Below are 16288 nucleotides of genomic sequence, written 5' to 3'. Positions count from 1 at the left end.
CTCTGCACATAATGGGTTGATGGTCACTCCGGAGAACTCCAAACCGCCCGCGAAAGCCGCCCCGCATTCCACTACCGGGTCTCCTCCTCCCGACCGGGCTGGGAAGAAGCCGCGAGGGCGGGCTGCCATCGCCATCGTGCTGGGCGTTCTGCTGAGCGCCGTGCTCGCGACGATCAACGGTCTCCAGCTCGCATCGCTCCAACGTGCGCTGAACGGCTTGGGCATGCCGGACACGCAACTGGGCGGATATGACGCAGGCTACGTGGAGAGCGTGCAGGCCGGCATGACGGAAGAGCTCTACGAGCGCTACGGGGCAACCCACTACCTGTGGGACATGCTCTTTCCCCTGGTCTTCGCTGCGACCCTCGTGCTGCTCATCCTGCGGGTGACCCGCGGGAGGAAGGTCGCATTGCTGCTGATGATCGCCCCGATCCTCTACGCGGCCGTGGACGTCGCGGAGAACCTTACCCTCGAGGCAGTCTTCGCCTCGGGAACGATCGATTCCGGCACCGTGGCGTTGGCCTCGGCCCTCACGGTGCTCAAAACCATCTTTTTCATCGCATCCCTCGTCGCGGCACTTCTGGCCCTGCTGGTCAGGCCGAAGGGTTCCGACGCAGCTGGAGGGCGTTCGGCCGGCTGATGCCTTCCGAGGGACACCATCCGCAGAGTCCGCTGCACGACCCCCAGGAGAGTCCATGAGTTGGCTGTTCACGATCCTCGGGATCCTCGTCGTGGCTGTGGGACTGCTCGAGGTCTTCCAGACGCTGCTGCATCCCGCAGGAAAGGGGCGGCTCAGCCGCTGGTGCGCCGGAGCGGTATGGAAAGCGGTGCGGCCGATCCGTTCATCCGACTCGCACTGCCGTTCGAGGCCCTGACCGGTTTCGGTCTGCTGACAGCGGCCGTCTCATGGTTCATGCAGATCTACCCAGCCCTGGCCCGCCGTCGTGCACTCGCCATCCGCCTGTCCATCCTCGACGACTCGGAATTCGCGGAGCAGCTGCCGGATCTCAAGACCGCCACCTCCACCCGCACACTCGAGGGCCTCGCCGGCGACATAGTGCAGATCCGGGTGGACTTCACCCAGACGGCCGAGTCCTATTACTTCCGGGAATCGACCGCTCGCACCTCGCTCGCCGCGTCCCTGTCCTACGCCGTCGATATCAGCCGTGCGGCACTCGACTCGGACCGGAACGACGTCGTCCTGGTCGGCTCTGTCCTCCAGGGCAGCCTGCAGGACCTCGCGTCCTTCCTTCGGCTCGAATTCCTGTCGGCTGACGAGGGCGTCGAGGAGACGTTCACTGCCTACGCAGCAAGCCATCGCTATCCCTACCGGCAATGAACCTTATCTGTCAGCACCATGTGGCACACTGCGCTCATGACCGTTTCAACGAGCGCCTATGCCCATGTCCGCCTCACCGTGACCGATATTGCCGTCTCGCGCGAGTTCTACGACGCCGTTTTCGGCTGGCCGGTCGCCTTCGAGATTCCTGACGGCGCTGACGAGGAAACGCGGAAGCAGCTCGACTTCCTGTACGACGGCGTCATCTACCAGTTGGGCACTTCGCTGTTCGGCCTGCGGCCCGTCGCCCAGGACTCGTTCGATGAGAACCGTGTGGGCCTGGATCACGTGAGCTTTGCAGTCTCCGGGCGTGGGGAGCTGGACAACGCCGTTGCGGTCCTCGACAACCTCGGCGTCGAGCACGGCGGGGTCAAGGACATCGGAGCGGGTTACATCCTCGAGTTCCGCGATCCGGACAATATCGCCCTCGAACTCTTCGGTCCCAAGGGCTAGCTCACGGGCGTGTCGGCGGCACCCTATGCGTGTCATAGGCACCCTGGGCGACGTCGACCGCCGCCAGTAAGCAGTCAACAGTCCGATGGCTCCAGCCCGAAGGTCGCAGCGAGGACCCAGGGGCCAGCCGGTCAGCGCAGCGCCTCGTCCACTGCGGCGATCGCATGGAGTCGGGTGGTGGCGAAGACGGGCGCGGGGCTGTCCTCCTGGCCGATCAGCAGCTCGAGTTCCGTGCAGCCGAGGATCACCCCCTGGGCACCACGAGCCACGAGGTCGCGAATGATCCCGGCAAGTTCGTCGCGGGACTCGTCCCGAACAACGCCCAGCACGAGTTCCTCGTAGATGATGCGGTGCACGCTCGCCCGTTCGACTTCCGGCGGCACCAGGACGTCGATTCCGTACGCGGAGATGAAGTTCCGGTAGAACGGCTGTTCCATGGTGAAGGCCGTCCCGAGGAGCGCCACGGTTCCCAGCCCTGCGTTCAGCACCTCGCGGGATACCACGTCCCCGATATGCAGCAGCGGGATGCCGACAGCGTCGCGGATCTCCCTGGCTACCCGGTGCATCGTGTTGGTGCAGAGTACGAGGAAGTCGGCCCCAGCTGCTTCGAGTCCTTGTGCCTCGAGGGCCAACAGGCGGCCGGCCTCGTCCCACTCCCCGGAGGACTGCAAGGCTTCGATGTCGGCGAAATCGACCGACACCAGGATGCAATTTGCGGAGTGTATGCCGCCCAGCCGCTCCTTCACGAGCCCGTTGATGAGCGAGTAATACAGTGCGGAGCTTTCCCAGCTCATGCCGCCGATCAGGCCGATTCGTTTCATGCATCCAGCCTAGGTGTAGTGGCTCCCGCTGAGATCAGCCGCTGGGATCGGCTGCCGGGATCGGCCGCCGGGAGGCACTGGGAGAGCTGTGGTGCATGACCGCAGGACAACCGTCGAGGGCTGGCGTTTCCAGCGGGACACCCGACCTACGGCCCCGCGCTCGACGCCGAAAGCCTGCGCAACGCCCTGTCGTAGGCCACGCGCTACGCGAGGTGGGTACCGGCCCCTTCCCATCCACCCCCCCCCCGCTGATTAAGCACTTACGGCGGCCAATCCGCCCGCAGGGCGACCACAAGTGCTTAATCAGCGGGGGGTTCACGCCGCCACATCCGCTGCCACCAGGGGCGGCAATCGACGACGACGACGGGCGCTGCCTCCGCCGCCCGCTCCGTGCGCCGCTCACGCCACCGCTGCACTTCGGCCTCGATGTCGCGGAGCTTCGTGATGACAGGAGGCCCGCCCAGTAACTGCCTCCGTGCGTCGATGATCCGGTAGTTGAAGTCTTCCAGGACCTCGCGGACCTGCCGCTCGGAGTACAGCCCGTCGAGCCGGTCGTCCAGCTCGGCGTCCTCCTTCCGCAGCAGGATTGCCGCGGGCCCCAGCCCGGAAATGTTCTCGCGCTGGATGAGCCCCTTGACCCACCAGTCGGGGTCGTAGCTGTCGCCGAGGCCGGGGATCGGTTTGCCCGCCAGCGGCAGGTTCTCGAACTCTCCGCGCCGCACCGCATCGTCGACGATAAGCCGTGCCCGAGCGGATTCGTCGTCGGTCGAGCGGAGCGCACGGGGGCCGGCGTTGTCGGGTTCCTCGGCATCGAAGCCATCATCGGCCCGCCCCTGCGACCGCTGTGCCGCTCGGACCTGGGCCGCCTTCCGCAGGCGTTCTTCGTGCTGCTCGCGTTCACTCATCGGTTTCCGTTTGCCTCTCGGGCCATGTGGCGGCGGGTCGGTTAACCAGTATTCCGATCCCTGCAGGGGCACCGCAATCGAAAACTTCGGACGGCAACGAGCCTCGAAACGCAACGGGCCGCCTCCCGGTAGGAAGCGGCCCGTTGCGATGAAGTGAGTACTCAGTCGACCTGTGGGAAGCCGAGGTCGATCTTCGACGTCGACGGATCCGGCCACCGCGTGGTGACCACCTTGCCGCGCGTGTAGAACCGGATGCTGTCCGGTCCGTACATGTGCGTGTCGCCGAAGAGCGAATTCTTCCAGCCTCCGAAGGAGTACGTTCCGACGGGTACGGGGATCGGTACGTTGACGCCGACCATGCCGGCCTCGGCCTCGAACTCGAACTGCCGCGCGGCGCCGCCGTCGCGCGTGAAGATCGCCACACCGTTGCCGAACTCGTTCTCGTTGACGAGTTTCACGGCGTCCGCGTAGGTTTCCACCCGGACCACGGACAGCACGGGGCCGAAAATTTCGTCGTCGTACACCTTCATGCCCGGCTTGACGTGGTCCACAAGCGAAACCCCGATGAAGAAGCCGTCCGAATCGAACTGCTGGGAGGTTCCGTCGACCACCACGGTGGCGCCCTCTGCCTCTGCTCCGGTGACGTAGGACGCCACACGGTCCCGGTGCTCACCGGTGATGAGCGGCCCCATCTCCGACGTCGGATCTGTTCCGGCACCGATCTTCAGCGACACCATGCGGGAGCGGACCTTCTCCACGAGGTCGTCGGCGATGTCGCCCACGGCCACCATGACGCTGATGGCCATGCACCGCTCACCGGCGGAGCCGTACGCCGCGGAGATGGCGGCGTCGGCGGCCATGTTGAGGTCGGCGTCGGGCAGGACCACCATATGGTTCTTGGCGCCTCCCAGGGCCTGGACGCGCTTGCCGTGCCCGGCTGCGCGCTGGTAGATGGACTTCGCGATGGGCGTGGAACCGACGAAGCTCACGGCCTTCACACCGGGGTGGTCGAGGATCGTCTCCACGGCCTCGCGATCACCCTGCACCACGTTGAACACGCCGTCGGGCAGCCCGGCCTCGGAGAAGATCTCCGCGATGAACACCGCGCAGGAGGGATCCTTCTCGCTCGGCTTCAGCAGCACGGTATTGCCGCAGGCGATGGCGCTGCCGATCATCCAGAGCGGCACCATGGCCGGGAAGTTGAACGGCGTAATACAGGCCACCACTCCCACGGGCTGACGGATCGAGTGGACGTCGACGCCGGTGGAGACCTGCTCCGACCTCTCACCCTTGAGCATGTGGGACAGCCCGGTGGCGAACTCGATGTTCTCGAGGCCGCGAGCAATCTCTCCCTCGGCGTCGGACAGGACCTTGCCGTGCTCGCTCGTGAGGATGGCCGCGAGTTCGGACTTCCGCTCGGTGAGCAGTTCCCGGACGCGGTAGAAGACGTTGGCGCGCTTGGCGAGGCTTGCCGAACGCCATGCCGGGAGTGCGGCTTCGGCGGCGGCTACCGCTTCGTCGACGCGCGACGGCGACGCGAACGCCACCTCCTTCTCCTGCTCGCCGGTGGCCGGATTGAAGACGGGTCCGTAGCGATCGGCGTCGGCGATGCGCTGCCCGTTGATGTAGTGCGGAATCTGCTGCATGGAAGTGCCTTTCAAAGAGCCGGAAGCGAAAAAGTCAGTTGGAAAGCGAACCGTCGACGAGCTTGATGATCATCGAGCAGTCCTTGCCGCCTTGCCCGGAATCGACGAGGCGCTGGAACAGCTGCTGGACGTGCTCGCCGATCTCCAGCGGGGTTCCGGTGTCCTTCGCCGCCGAGATGGCGAGCCCGATGTCCTTGTTCGCCAGCTCGGTGGTGAAGGTGGGCGCGAAGTCGTTGTTCGAAGCCGCAGTGTCCACGACGCCCGGCACTGGATACCAGGTGCGCAACGCCCAGCTGTCCCCCGACGACACGGAGGCGATGTCCCAGAACACCTGCTTGTCGAGGCCCAGGCGGTCCGCCAGAACGGCGCCCTCGGCGGTCGACGCCAAATTGATGAACAGCATCAGGTTGTTGCAGATCTTGGCGGCCTGGCCGGTGGTAGCCCCACCGGTGGGAATGATGTTCTTGGCCATCGGCTCGATGAAGCCGCTCGCGTCCTTCACGGCTCCCTCCTCGCCACCCACCATGAACGTGAGCGTCGCCGCCTTCGCGCCGCTCATTCCACCCGAAACCGGTGCATCGACGAAGCGGAATCCCGCCTCCGACGCCGCTGCGTGCAGCGCCCCGGCGGACTCGATGTCGATCGTCGAGGAGTCGACGAGCAGGGTCCGGGTATCGGCGTGCGCAAGGACGCCGTCGTCCCCCAGGTACACAGCCCGCGCATGCTCGCCCTTGGGCAGCATGGTGAAGACGACGTCGGCGCCCTCCACCGCGTTCGCGATGCTCGACGCCGGATTCACACCCAGGGCTTCCGCTGCGGCGACGGCATCCGGATTGAGGTCGAAGCCCCGCACCTCGTGCCCTGCCTTGACGAGGTTCCCGGACATTGACCCGCCCATATTTCCGAGACCGATCCAACCGATTTGTGCCATGGGAAAAGCTCCTTTGCTTTGTGGTTTAGACGCTTGGTCGTTACCTCCAGCATGCCCCGCTGGTAGAGTGCGATCAAGGGGAAATATCACAGACGCCGTGTTCGTTTTTGCACACGACCTCAGAAATGACGCTGGCTGTCCGGGAGGAACCGTGGTCGACTTCAAGCGTTTGCCCAGCCCCGACGACCTCCTGATCCTGCTGACCGTCGCCCGGCTCGGCCGCTTCAACGCCGTCGCCGAATCGCTCGGAACCACCCACACCACCATTTCCCGGCGCATCCTCGCCCTCGACAGGCAGTTGGGCGGGAGGACCCTCGAACGAACTCCGCAGGGATGGGAACTGACGGCGCTCGGCACCGAGGCGGTCGAGGCTGCGGAGGCGATCGAAGCGAGCCTCGGCGCGCTGGGGTCGAGGATTGCGCACGACGACGCCCTGTCCGGTCTCGCTCGGGTCAGTACCCCCGACGGCTTCGGAAGCAAGTTCGTGACACCCGCGCTGATCCGGCTGCAGCGGGATCATCCACGCCTCAACATCGAGATGTTCAGCGCCACCCGCAAGGTGAGCCAGAACCGCTCGGGTGTCGACCTCGAGGTGGTGGTGGGCCGGACGGAGATCACGAACGCCGACCCCATCTTCCTCACCAATTACTTTCTCCGCCTCTACGCCAGCCCCGGGTACCTGGCCGAGCGGGGCATGCCCGTTGGACTGGAGGACATCCGCCATCACAGCTTCGTGTCCTACGTGGAGTCCGCCCTGCAGGTCAGCGAACTGGGACACCGCTCCTCCCAATTGCCCATGCCCGTGAGTACTTTCCAGTCGACGAGCATCTTCGCGCAGGTCGAGGCCGTGGCCGGCGGCGCGGGGATCGGCTTGCTTCCGAGCTTCATGGTTGCCGATGCCTCCGGGTTCGTCCCGGTGCTACCGGCCGAGTTTCACCGTCAGCTGCCCATCTGGGCCGTCGCCCGCCCGGAATCGCTGCGTTCGGCAGCGGTGCAGGCGGTGGTCGGAGCGATCCGCAGGGAGGTCGGCGAGCGGGCCGCAACCCTGGCCGCCTGACATCGGACACAAGAACGGCGGGACCCGCCAAGCGGGCCCCGCCGTCCTCGTACTGCTACTTCTTCAGTGCAACTTCTCTGTTACCGCTACTTCTTTGATGCCGCCAGCAGGTCGGCTGTGCCCTTGGCATCGGCTTCGTCGACGTCGTGCAGTGAGATGCCACGGGTTTCCTTGAGCATCAGCACGGCAAACGCGGTGACCATGCAGGCACAGAGCAGGTAGATGGCGATCGGCGTCGAGGAGCCGTATTCCTGCAGCAGGGCCGTCGCGATGATCGGTGCGAGCGAGCCGGCGACGATCGAGGTCACCTGGTAGCCGAGGGATACCCCTGAGTACCGCATGCGGGTGGGGAACATCTCGGCCATGATGGACGGCTGCCCCGCGTACATCAGTGCGTGGAAGATCAGTCCGATGGTCACCGCCGCGAGGATGATGACCTCGTTCCCGGTGTCCATCATGGGGAAGGCGAAGAATCCCCAGGTAGCTCCGAGCAGGGCGCCGGCCATGTAGACGGGTCGGCGGCCGAAACGGTCGGACATCTTGCCCACCAGGGGCACGGTGCAGAAGTGGAGGAAGTGGGCGATCAGCAGCAGGAGGAGGATCCGGGAGGTGTCGATCTCCACTACCAGTCGCAGGTAGGTGATGCTGAAGGTGACCACGAGGTAGTACAGGATGTTCTCTGCGAAGCGCAGGCCCATCGCGGTGAAGACGCCGCGGGGGTAGCGCTTGAAGACCTCGAGGACTCCGTAGCCCTTCTCCTCCTCGACTACTTCCTTGCGTGCCTCGAGGAAGATCGGGGCATCGTTCACCTTGGTGCGGATGTAGTAGCCCACGATCACGATCACGGCGGAAAGCCAGAACGCGATGCGCCAGCCCCAGCCGAGGAAGTCCTCTGAGGAAAGCGTGGAGGAGAGGATGAAGAGCACGCCGGTGGCGAGCAGGTTTCCCATGGGAACTGCGGACTGGGGCCAGCTGGACCAGAAGCCGCGCGACTTGCTGGGGCTGTGCTCGGCCACGAGCAGGACGGCGCCTCCCCATTCACCGCCGACGGCGAAGCCCTGGATGAAGCGGAGCACCACGAGGAGCCCGGGAGCCCAGTAGCCGATCTGGTCGAACGTCGGCAGGCAGCCCATGGCGAAGGTCGATACGCCCACGAGGATGATGCTCAGCTGCAGCAACTGCTTGCGGCCGTACTTGTCGCCGAAGTGCCCGAAGACGATGCCGCCGATGGGTCGCGCCACGAAACCGACGGCGTACGTCAGGAAGCCGGCGATGATCGCATCGAACTCCGTTTCGGCATTCGGGAAGAACACCGTGGCGAACACGAGCGTGGCTGCTGCGGCGTAGAGGAAGAACTCGTACCATTCGACGACGGTGCCCGCCATGGAGGCGACGACGACCTTCTTGAGCCCGGACGCTTCGACGTCGGGTTCCTCGCGCCTCGCGGGATTGGACTGGGTGGAACTCATGCGTGCTACTCCTTCGGTGTCTCCGTTGACACGGTTCGCCTTGACCATGCTGTGGTTTCCGGGGTGTCTGCTCTTGTGACGCCGAGCACACCGGAGGCAGTACCGAGTATTACCCTTGATTGCAGCCAGTTCAACTCCAATTAGTGCAGAGCGGTTCTGCGAAAACGCACACCTCCGGAGGAACCCATGAACCAGATCATCCACGACCGTCCCGGGCAGCTCCAGATGATCGTCGACGGCCTGCTGCAGGGTGAGCAGGTCATAGCGGTGTACGACTCTGCGGCGACGAGAAAGCCAGGCATGCCCACGACGTCATCCTGTGGCACATGTTGAATCGCTGAGGCGTCCGCAGGTCATCCCCCACCCGGTGCATGCCGCGTATATCGTGGGCAGTATGGCTAATCCTGACACTCCCGGCCCTGACGCCGATCACCAGAGACCCGACGGCGTAACCGACGGCACCGTCGAAGCCCTCGGGAAGCTGTCGGAGGCCCTTGAGGTGGTTGAACACGCAAGGGGCTACCTCTATGGCTTCCACCGGCTCACGGGCAAGGCGGACCTCAACCTCGGCGAAGCGGTCGAACTGCTGCGCAAGGCAGGGCACACTGAACTTGCCGACACCGTGGACCAGGACATCATCGGACGCAACGTGATCGAGGGCCGTTGGACCTTCCAGATCGTCGAGGATTACGACGACCATTACTACACGGAGTTGAAGGCGTTCGAGAAGCGTGCCCGCGAGGAACTCGTGGAGGGCAAGCGGCACCTCTTCGAAGCGGAAATGAAGGAAGACCGCCGCACGAAGGGCCGCGAACACCACGAAGCACTCCCCCCGGAGGCCTGAGATGGAAACCCTCAACACTGAAGAGACAGGCTCGGGAAAGCCCCTGGTCCTCGTGCACGGGCTGGGCTCGAGCGTCCGCAACTGGGACCCTGTGGTGCCCTTGCTCAGCCGGCACCGGAAAGTCATTGCGATTGATCTCCCCGGCTTCGGTTCCAGCGCGCCCCTTGCCGGTGAGGTGAGCATCGCGACACTCACCGACGCGCTGCAGCGTTACCTGGAAGAGCAGGGCCTTGCCGACACGGACATCGTCGGCAGCTCCATGGGTGCCCGGATGGTTGTGGAGCTTGCACGCCGTGGCCACGCGGGCGACGTCGTCGCGCTGAGCCCCGGGGGCTTCTGGAACGACCGTCAGGTTCGAATTTTCAACGCGAGCATCACGGCCTCGGTTGCCCTGGTGCGCCGAGTCCAGCCTGCGCTGCCCCTCCTGACCCGTACCGCGGCCGGTCGAACGGCGCTGTTGGCGCAGTTTTCGGCGAAGCCCTGGAAGCTCGACCGGGACCTCGTCCTGACGGAACTGCGGGGATTCAACACCTCGAGAAGTCTGGATGAAGCACGCAAGTCCCTCGCGCATGGTCCCCGCCAGGCAGGTGCTCCGAGGGGAACGATCCGGGGCAGGTTGGCTCTCGGCTGGGGACGGCAGGACAAGGTGACCCTTCCGAGCCAGGCTGCAACGGCGACGGCACTCTTTCCCGACGCCACGCTGCACTGGTTCGACGACTGCGGTCATTTCCCGCACTGGGACCAACCCGCCGAAACCGTGAAGTTCATTCTCGACTCGACGTCGTAGCTGCGTTCTGCCGTCCGCCTCTACCCGTCAGCCGCCGAGCGTTCCGGGCGGCTGCACCGCAAGTCCGGAACGTTTCAGAAGGGCGTAGGTTTTCGCGTGCTTCGGGTTGAAGAACACCTGGTCCGGCGTCCCCTCCTCGACGATGATCCCCTGGTCCATGACCACGATCTTGTCGGCGATGTCGCGGGCGAACTGCATCTCATGGGTCACGATCACCATCGTGGTGCCCAGGGCGGCAATCGCCTTGATGACGGCGAGCACCTCCTCCACCAGTTCAGGGTCCAGGGCTGATGTCGGTTCGTCGAACAGCATTACACTCGGGTTCATCGCCAGCGCGCGGGCGATGGCTACGCGCTGTTTCTGCCCACCGGAGAGCTTGGACGGGTAGTTGTCCTTCCGGTCGATCAGCCCGACTTTCTGGAGGTTCTCCAGGGCGATGGTACGCGCCTCCTCCCGTGACATCTTCTTCACGTCCTGGAGCGGTGCCATGACGTTTCCGAGAGCAGTCTTGTTGAGGAAGAGATTGAACTGCTGGAAGACCATGCCAAGGTCGGTGCGCTTCATCGCGGTGACCGATGCCTTTTCGTCCACGAGCTTCCCGGCCCGTTCCTCGTAGCCGACCAGGTGTCCGTTGACGAGGATGCGCCCGTCGTCGATGGTCTCCAGCTTGTTCAGGCAGCGCAGAAGCGTGCTCTTCCCGGACCCGCTCGAACCGAGGATGACAACGGTCTCCCCCTTGTGTACATCAAGGTCAACGCCCTTCAGCACCTCGATGACGTTCACTTCGAGCTTCTGTCCCCGGAGGCGCTGGAACCAGCTGGGAGTCCTCTTGACGGTGAAGGTCTTGTGGACATCGCGGACACTGACTATCAGTTCATCAGACATGGACCCTCGCCCTCTTTTCCAGCACACTGACGATTCGGGACAACGGGAGGCTGATGAGCAGGTAGAGCAGGGCCGCCGCAGTGTAGACCGCCGTCGTCTCGAACGTCTGCGCATTGATGACATTGGCCGTCTTCAGGATCTCGGTCACTGCGATCACGGAGGTCAGCGCCGTGTCCTTCACCATGGCAATGAAGTAGTTGCCGATAGGTCCCAGCGAGACCACGAAGGATTGCGGGAGCACTATTTTCCAGAGCGCTTTCGAGGGCGTGTACCCGAGTGAAAGTGCTGCCTCAGTCTGCCCTGCCTCGACCGAGAGGATGGCGGACCGGAACACTTCCGACAGGTAGGCGGCGTAATTCAATCCGAGTCCGAGGATTCCGGCGGGCACCGGGTCGATGTCGATGCCGATTGCCGGAAGCACGAAGAAGATGTAGACGAGCTGCACCAGGAGTGGCGTGCCGCGCATGATCTCGACATAGATCAGGGCAATCACTCGGAGAGCCCTGATCTTCGAGATTCTCGCGAGGGCCAGCAGCAGCCCCAGAACGAGGGCCAGGGCCATCGCTCCGAGGGCCAGCTGTACCACGATCGGTGATGCCGCCAGGAGCCGCGGGAAATACCCGATCACGCTTTGGAGGAATTCCATCGCCTGTTCTTCCTTCTGAGTGGGTGGATCCGGAACAGGCTAGTCGACGGCGTTGCTTTCCGTGAGCCCGTACTTCGTCAGGATCTCCAGGTACTCGGGAGTAGCTTTCAGCTCGGCCAGCCCGGAGTTGAGCTCCTCGAGGATCGCGGTGTTCTCCTTGGGCACTGCAGCTCCGATCAGACCCGGGAAGAACGGCTCATAGGGATCCACTATCTTGATCTGGTCATTGGGGTTCTGGACCAGGCTGTAGGCGACGACGGCGGCGTCGGTGAAGACGACGTCGACCTGCTTGTTCTCGACCGCTGTCAGAAGCGCAGCCTGGGAGTCGAAGTACTTGATTTCCTTGGGCTCGAGAGACTCGGCGAGCTCGATGAACGTCGTTCCCGTCTGCACACCGATCACCGTGCCGCGGGCGTCGTCCCGATTGGTCATGGTCGAGTCCCCCGGCACCACCATGCCCTCCCCCTGCTGGTACCAGGTATCCGTGAAATTGACCTGCTCCTTCCGCACATCGGTGATGTACATGGCGTCCACCACGATGTCGGCCTTACCCGTCTGGATCGAGGGGATCAGGGTGGCGAAGTCGGAGACGTAGACCTCGACCTCCCACCCCTTCTTCTCGGCGATCCAATTCATCATCTCGCCGTCGATTCCAGTGAGCTCGCCGGCTTCGTTGGTGAAGGAGAACGGGGCGTCGTTCGACGTCGCGATCGTGACAGTGGTGTTTCCTTCCGAACCGGCCTGCTGCTCTTCTTCGCCGCCACATGCTGTGAGGGCAAGCGTGAGCCCGGCGAGCATCGCCGTCAATCTGGGAATAGTGCGCCGGATGTCTCGCTGCTGGTTCATGATGACCCCTCGATTGGTGGTGTATCGGCTTCGAATCTTGCAATGCGCAGGTCGGCGGTTCTCTGATGCGCTTCCATTTCCTCGTAGGAGGAAATCTCGGATACCAGGGGTGCTAGCTGCATCGTCGCCGATTTCTCGACCCGCTGGAACGTGAGTGGCTTGAGGAATCGGGACACGGACAATCCGGCAGAGGAACGTGCTCCTCCACCCGTGGGAAGCACGTGGTTCGTCCCGGTGATCCCCTTGTCCGAATAGGCGACCGTGGACCATTGACCCAGGAAGAGAGAACCGTAGTTGCTGAGTTCCTTCTGGAAATAGTCGTCGTCGGAGGTGATGACTTCCAGGTGCTCCGGAGCAAGCACGTCCATCACCTCGACGGCGGTCTGCTGATCCTCCACCCAGTAGACCGACCCGTAATTCTGCCACGCCGGTCCGGCGATGGTACGGGTGGAAAGATCGAGCAGCTGCTGGTCCACCTCGGCGATGACGGCGTGGGCCAGGTCTCGGGAGGTGGTCACCAGCACTGCGGGAGATTGCGGTCCGTGTTCGGCCTGGCCGAGCAGATCGGCGGCCACGAGCATGGGATCAGCCGTCTCGTCGGCAATGACCGCAACCTCCGACGGCCCGGCCAACAGGTCCATCCCCACACGGCCGAACAACTGGCGCTTGGCTTCCGTGACGTAGGCGTTTCCCGCGCCGACCAGCATATCCATCGGCTGTTCACCCAGCAGGCCGAACGCCATCCCCGCGAGCGCCTGCACTCCTCCGACGACGAACGCCCGGTCCACGCCCGAGAGGTAGGCAGAGTAGAACACCGCGGGATTTCCCGCAGTCGGACTCGTGGGCGGTGAGCAGGCGACGACGGTGGGAACCCCCGCTGCCTTCGCCACACCGACGGTCATGAATGCGCTGGCCAGGATCGGGAACCGGCCTGCCGGAAGATAAGCCCCGACGCGTTGCACCGGGATGTACCTCTGGCCTGCGAAAACTCCCGGAAGGACCTCCGCTTCAAAATCCTTCAGGTGTTCGCGCTGCAGTTTGGCGAACGTGCGAGTCCGTTCCGCCCCGGCTTCGAGCGCGGACCGGAGTTCGGGCTTCAGATGGTCACCTGTTCGTTTCAGGTCCTCCGCGGTCATCTCCAAGCTGTTCCCGGCCCAGCCATCCAGCGAACGTGAATACCCGAGAACTGCATCCCGGCCGTTCTTCTCGATCGCGGAGAGCATCTCCGACACCCTGGCGACCACCTCCGGAAGCCGTTGTGCCGGAATGCCTCCGATGTCGGGCTTCTTGAGGCACTCATAGCTGCCTTTGATGAACGGTGCGTAGGTCGAATTCAACTCCATGAGGTGAGCGTAAGGATTTTTTACCCATAGGGGAACCCTAGGAAGAGCTAGCAAGCTATAGGGTTGCCCTATGACTCTTAGTCAATTGAAGGCATTCCTCGCTGTCTACGGCCTGGGATCGATTTCGAAGGCGGCGCGGGACCTTTCAGTAAGCCAGGCGTCCGTGTCCGAGTCGATTGCTCGGCTTGAGGAGGAACTCGGCATTCCACTTTTCCTCCGCAGCTCGCAGGGCCTCGCACCTGCTGCGGCCGCGGACGAGCTGAGACCTCATGCCTTGGATTGCGTCAATGCCGCACGGAGAGGGCGGGAAGCTGTTGAGTCGCTGCACTCGCTCATGGGGGGAGTGTCGACCTTCGGGGTGCTTCGCTATGCGGCGAACTACGATCTGGCCAACCTGGTCGTCCGTTTTCACGAGAAGTATCCGGATGTCCGCGTCCGCATGATCGGACTCAATTCCGAACTGGTGGCGAAGTCGGTGTCGTCGGGGGAAATCGAGTGCGGGCTCGTTGTCCTGCCGGTCAGCGGGGACAACCTCCAGTTCAAGAAGCTGGCACAGGACGAGGTCCGATACTTCTCGACCACACGGAAGGCTGATGCCGGACCCGTCACCATCGAGGAATTCGCCGAAGCGAAGCTGGTTCTCTATGACGCCCATGCCGGATGGAATGACCCCACGAGGAGGCAGCTACGGGAGCGGGCGAGTCTTGCCGGCCTTCTCATCGAGGCGGACATGGAAGTCGAACACGCGGAAACAGCGTACAACCTGGTGGCTGCTGGAGCAGGAGACTCGATGATGGCGAGCGGCATCCTCCAGTCCTTCGGCCCCGATCCCGCGATCCGAAGCTTCCCCTTTTCCGAGCCCCTCTACGACACGATTGCCCTGGTCCAGCGGAAACACGGATATCTGTCACCCGCCACACGCCGGTTCGCGGCCCTCGCTGAACGCGCCGTACTGAACCAGCCTGGACTCACTCCCCTGCGGTAGCGGATATCCGCAGGGTTGCGTCCACGTCCTTCGGATCGACGCGCATAAATTGCGGGGCAGGATCCTCCGGAGGCCGCGTTGGCCCTGTCTCCTACCAGTCGTGGATCGTGCCGTCCTTGAGCCGGTTGAACGGCAGGTAAGCCGGGTTGTAGGGGTGGGCCGCAGCTGCCTCCATATTGAGCTCGACGCCGAGGCCCGGCTGGTTCCCGGGGTGCAGGTGCCCGTCGGTGAAAGTGAAGGACTGCTCGAAGACCTCGTTGGTGAGGTCGCCGTGCCGCATGTACTCCTGGATCCCGAAGTTGTGGATGGCCATGTCCAGGTGCAGCGCCGCCGCCATCCCGACGGGTGAGATGTCAGTGGGCCCGTGGATGCCGGACTTGATCTGGTACTGCGCCGCGAAGTCGAGGATCTTCTTCATGGCGCTGATACCGCCCGTATGGGTCACGGCGGAGCGCACATAGTCGATGAGTTGTTCCTGGATGAGCGTCTGGTAGTCCCAGACCGTGTTGAAGACCTCACCGATGGCGAGAGGCGTGGTGGTGTGCTGGCGGACCAACCTCAATGCATCCTGGTTCTCGGCCGGGGTGCAGTCTTCGAGCCAAAACAGGTCGTAGGGCTCGAGCGACTTGCCCAGTTTCGCGGCCTCGATGGGCGTCATGCGGTGATGCCCGTCGTGGAGCAGCGGCAGTTCCGGCCCGAATTCGTTGCGGACCGCTTCGAACACGATGGGGATGTGCCGCAGGTACGCGCGGGTGTCCCAGTCCTCCTCCGCGGGGAGGGCGGCACGCTGCGCCGGCTCGTAGTCGTAGCGGGTTCCACCGGCGCTGGGCTGCGCGGCGACACCGTAGACGGCGTCGATCCCCGGCACGGCCGTCTGGATACGGATGGACTTGTAGCCGAGGGCGAGGTGCTCATGCACGGAGTCGATGATCTCCGGGATATCGCGCCCGCTGGCATGGCCGTAGGCGCGAACCGCCGTGCGGCTTGCACCTCCGAGGAGCTGGTAGAGCGGCATCCCCGCGGCTTTCGCCTTGATGTCCCAGAGTGCGACGTCGACCGCCGCAATGGCAGCCATCGTCACCGGCCCCCGCCGCCAGTAGGCGCCGCGGTAGAGGAACTGCCAGGTGTCCTCGATCCGGTGCGCGTCACGGCCGATGAGTAGTGGAACCACGTGGTGCTCGAGGTAGGCGGCAGCGGCCAGTTCCCGCCCATTGAGCGTCGCATCACCGAGTCCGGTGATTCCCTCCTCGGTGGTGATCTTCAGGGTCACGAAGTTACGGTCCGGGCTTGAGACGATGACTTCGGCACTAGTGATCTTCACGGCATTCTCC

19 protein-coding genes are annotated in these 16288 nt (G+C 64.0%); 9 read left to right on the top strand and 10 right to left on the bottom strand.

What is annotated here, in order from left to right; translation table 11 throughout:
- Positions 1–19: 19 nt before the first annotated feature.
- From IWX75_RS07550 to IWX75_RS07535, 4 genes are read left to right on the top strand one after another with little or no spacing between them, the layout of a single operon-like run.
- On the top strand, positions 20–640 hold the full coding sequence (locus IWX75_RS07550) for a hypothetical protein (protein WP_196821623.1): 621 nt from the start codon (positions 20–22) through the stop codon (positions 638–640).
- A 55-nt stretch (positions 641–695) separates the two neighbouring features.
- Entirely contained in the window at positions 696–875 is a 180-nt protein-coding gene (locus IWX75_RS07545) for a hypothetical protein (protein WP_196821622.1), read from the top strand.
- Positions 818–1339, top strand: a complete 522-nt coding sequence (locus tag IWX75_RS07540; RefSeq protein WP_196821621.1) for a hypothetical protein — start codon at positions 818–820, stop codon at positions 1337–1339. The genes IWX75_RS07545 and IWX75_RS07540 overlap by 58 nt, the downstream gene beginning before the upstream one ends.
- 36 nt (positions 1340–1375) lie before the next feature.
- The gene (locus IWX75_RS07535; protein ID WP_196821620.1) at positions 1376–1792 is read left to right on the top strand and encodes a VOC family protein; all 417 of its coding nucleotides are present in this window, start codon (positions 1376–1378) and stop codon (positions 1790–1792) included.
- Positions 1793–1923: 131 nt separating this feature from the next.
- Here IWX75_RS07535 and IWX75_RS07530 read toward each other — a convergent pair whose 3' ends face one another.
- The 4 genes from IWX75_RS07530 to mmsB form a co-directional block, all read right to left on the bottom strand.
- Positions 1924–2613, bottom strand: a complete 690-nt coding sequence (locus tag IWX75_RS07530) for an aspartate/glutamate racemase family protein (protein WP_196821619.1) — start codon at positions 2611–2613, stop codon at positions 1924–1926.
- 299 nt (positions 2614–2912) lie between these two features.
- On the bottom strand, positions 2913–3518 hold the full coding sequence (locus tag IWX75_RS07525; protein ID WP_196821618.1) for a J-domain-containing protein: 606 nt from the start codon (positions 3516–3518) through the stop codon (positions 2913–2915).
- A 161-nt stretch (positions 3519–3679) separates the two neighbouring features.
- Complete coding sequence (locus IWX75_RS07520) at positions 3680–5164, bottom strand: CoA-acylating methylmalonate-semialdehyde dehydrogenase (RefSeq protein WP_196821617.1); 1485 nt, start codon at positions 5162–5164, stop codon at positions 3680–3682.
- Between the two features lie 34 nt (positions 5165–5198).
- Positions 5199–6095 (bottom strand): 3-hydroxyisobutyrate dehydrogenase, encoded by an 897-nt coding sequence (gene mmsB, locus IWX75_RS07515; RefSeq protein ID WP_196821616.1) that lies wholly within the window; start codon positions 6093–6095, stop codon positions 5199–5201.
- Between the two features lie 151 nt (positions 6096–6246).
- On the opposite strand from mmsB, the gene IWX75_RS07510 reads away from it, so the two are divergent.
- Positions 6247–7152 (top strand): LysR family transcriptional regulator, encoded by a 906-nt coding sequence (locus IWX75_RS07510; RefSeq protein WP_334684173.1) that lies wholly within the window; start codon positions 6247–6249, stop codon positions 7150–7152.
- An 86-nt stretch (positions 7153–7238) separates the two neighbouring features.
- Here IWX75_RS07510 and IWX75_RS07505 read toward each other — a convergent pair whose 3' ends face one another.
- Positions 7239–8621: an MFS transporter gene (locus IWX75_RS07505; protein WP_196821614.1), complete on the bottom strand. Its 1383-nt coding sequence runs from the start codon at positions 8619–8621 to the stop codon at positions 7239–7241.
- A gap of 186 nt (positions 8622–8807) precedes the next feature.
- Here IWX75_RS07505 and IWX75_RS07500 point away from each other — a divergent pair, with 186 nt between their 5' ends.
- From IWX75_RS07500 to IWX75_RS07490, 3 genes are all read left to right on the top strand, one after another.
- The gene (locus IWX75_RS07500) at positions 8808–8954 is read left to right on the top strand and encodes a hypothetical protein (RefSeq protein ID WP_196821827.1); all 147 of its coding nucleotides are present in this window, start codon (positions 8808–8810) and stop codon (positions 8952–8954) included.
- A 61-nt stretch (positions 8955–9015) separates the two neighbouring features.
- Positions 9016–9465 carry a hypothetical protein gene (locus IWX75_RS07495; protein WP_196821613.1) on the top strand — a complete coding sequence of 150 codons (450 nt, stop codon included), beginning with the start codon at positions 9016–9018 and terminating at the stop codon, positions 9463–9465.
- A 1-nt stretch (position 9466) separates the two neighbouring features.
- A complete protein-coding gene (locus tag IWX75_RS07490) occupies positions 9467–10252 on the top strand; it encodes an alpha/beta fold hydrolase (protein WP_196821612.1) in 786 nt (261 codons plus the stop codon).
- Positions 10253–10279: 27 nt separating this feature from the next.
- Here IWX75_RS07490 and IWX75_RS07485 read toward each other — a convergent pair whose 3' ends face one another.
- Genes IWX75_RS07485 through hisD form a run of 4 tightly spaced genes read right to left on the bottom strand, consistent with a single transcriptional unit; the run spans position 10280 to position 13972 of the window.
- Entirely contained in the window at positions 10280–11137 is an 858-nt protein-coding gene (locus IWX75_RS07485) for an amino acid ABC transporter ATP-binding protein (protein WP_196821611.1), read from the bottom strand.
- Positions 11130–11783, bottom strand: coding sequence for an amino acid ABC transporter permease (locus tag IWX75_RS07480; RefSeq protein ID WP_196821610.1), 654 nt, complete (start codon positions 11781–11783; stop codon positions 11130–11132). The genes IWX75_RS07485 and IWX75_RS07480 overlap by 8 nt, the downstream gene beginning before the upstream one ends.
- A 39-nt stretch (positions 11784–11822) precedes the next feature.
- Positions 11823–12629, bottom strand: coding sequence for a substrate-binding periplasmic protein (locus tag IWX75_RS07475; protein ID WP_196821609.1), 807 nt, complete (start codon positions 12627–12629; stop codon positions 11823–11825).
- The gene (gene hisD / locus IWX75_RS07470) at positions 12626–13972 is read right to left on the bottom strand and encodes a histidinol dehydrogenase (RefSeq protein WP_196821608.1); all 1347 of its coding nucleotides are present in this window, start codon (positions 13970–13972) and stop codon (positions 12626–12628) included. Before hisD ends, IWX75_RS07475 begins: the two co-directional genes overlap by 4 nt.
- 70 nt (positions 13973–14042) lie before the next feature.
- On the opposite strand from hisD, the gene IWX75_RS07465 reads away from it, so the two are divergent.
- Positions 14043–14957, top strand: a complete 915-nt coding sequence (locus IWX75_RS07465; protein ID WP_196821607.1) for a LysR family transcriptional regulator — start codon at positions 14043–14045, stop codon at positions 14955–14957.
- A gap of 91 nt (positions 14958–15048) precedes the next feature.
- On the opposite strand, the gene manD is transcribed toward IWX75_RS07465, so the two are convergent.
- The gene (gene manD / locus IWX75_RS07460) at positions 15049–16278 is read right to left on the bottom strand and encodes a D-mannonate dehydratase ManD (protein WP_196821606.1); all 1230 of its coding nucleotides are present in this window, start codon (positions 16276–16278) and stop codon (positions 15049–15051) included.
- Positions 16279–16288: the final 10 nt, after the last annotated feature.

Origin of the sequence: Arthrobacter sp. CAN_A6, assembly GCF_015751715.1 — a bacterium.
GTDB lineage: Bacteria > Actinomycetota > Actinomycetes > Actinomycetales > Micrococcaceae > Arthrobacter_D.
Note: the sequence above shows the minus strand (reverse complement) of the source record. Positions and strands in the feature narration are given on the sequence as shown.

What these genes read in the sequence shown, in the direction of transcription:
- IWX75_RS07550 (WP_196821623.1), top strand. Translation starts at nt 20, where the DNA reads ATGGTCACTCCGGAGAACTCCAAACCGCCCGCGAAAGCCGCCCCGCAT.
- IWX75_RS07545 (WP_196821622.1), top strand. Translation starts at nt 696, where the DNA reads ATGAGTTGGCTGTTCACGATCCTCGGGATCCTCGTCGTGGCTGTGGGA.
- IWX75_RS07540 (WP_196821621.1), top strand. Translation starts at nt 818, where the DNA reads ATGGAAAGCGGTGCGGCCGATCCGTTCATCCGACTCGCACTGCCGTTC.
- IWX75_RS07535 (WP_196821620.1), top strand. Translation starts at nt 1,376, where the DNA reads ATGACCGTTTCAACGAGCGCCTATGCCCATGTCCGCCTCACCGTGACC.
- IWX75_RS07530 (WP_196821619.1), bottom strand. Translation starts at nt 2,613, where the DNA reads ATGAAACGAATCGGCCTGATCGGCGGCATGAGCTGGGAAAGCTCCGCA.
- IWX75_RS07525 (WP_196821618.1), bottom strand. Translation starts at nt 3,518, where the DNA reads ATGAGTGAACGCGAGCAGCACGAAGAACGCCTGCGGAAGGCGGCCCAG.
- IWX75_RS07520 (WP_196821617.1), bottom strand. Translation starts at nt 5,164, where the DNA reads ATGCAGCAGATTCCGCACTACATCAACGGGCAGCGCATCGCCGACGCC.
- mmsB (WP_196821616.1), bottom strand. Translation starts at nt 6,095, where the DNA reads ATGGCACAAATCGGTTGGATCGGTCTCGGAAATATGGGCGGGTCAATG.
- IWX75_RS07505 (WP_196821614.1), bottom strand. Translation starts at nt 8,621, where the DNA reads ATGAGTTCCACCCAGTCCAATCCCGCGAGGCGCGAGGAACCCGACGTC.
- IWX75_RS07500 (WP_196821827.1), top strand. Translation starts at nt 8,808, where the DNA reads ATGAACCAGATCATCCACGACCGTCCCGGGCAGCTCCAGATGATCGTC.
- IWX75_RS07495 (WP_196821613.1), top strand. Translation starts at nt 9,016, where the DNA reads ATGGCTAATCCTGACACTCCCGGCCCTGACGCCGATCACCAGAGACCC.
- IWX75_RS07490 (WP_196821612.1), top strand. Translation starts at nt 9,467, where the DNA reads ATGGAAACCCTCAACACTGAAGAGACAGGCTCGGGAAAGCCCCTGGTC.
- IWX75_RS07485 (WP_196821611.1), bottom strand. Translation starts at nt 11,137, where the DNA reads ATGTCTGATGAACTGATAGTCAGTGTCCGCGATGTCCACAAGACCTTC.
- IWX75_RS07480 (WP_196821610.1), bottom strand. Translation starts at nt 11,783, where the DNA reads ATGGAATTCCTCCAAAGCGTGATCGGGTATTTCCCGCGGCTCCTGGCG.
- IWX75_RS07475 (WP_196821609.1), bottom strand. Translation starts at nt 12,629, where the DNA reads ATGAACCAGCAGCGAGACATCCGGCGCACTATTCCCAGATTGACGGCG.
- hisD (WP_196821608.1), bottom strand. Translation starts at nt 13,972, where the DNA reads ATGGAGTTGAATTCGACCTACGCACCGTTCATCAAAGGCAGCTATGAG.
- IWX75_RS07465 (WP_196821607.1), top strand. Translation starts at nt 14,043, where the DNA reads ATGACTCTTAGTCAATTGAAGGCATTCCTCGCTGTCTACGGCCTGGGA.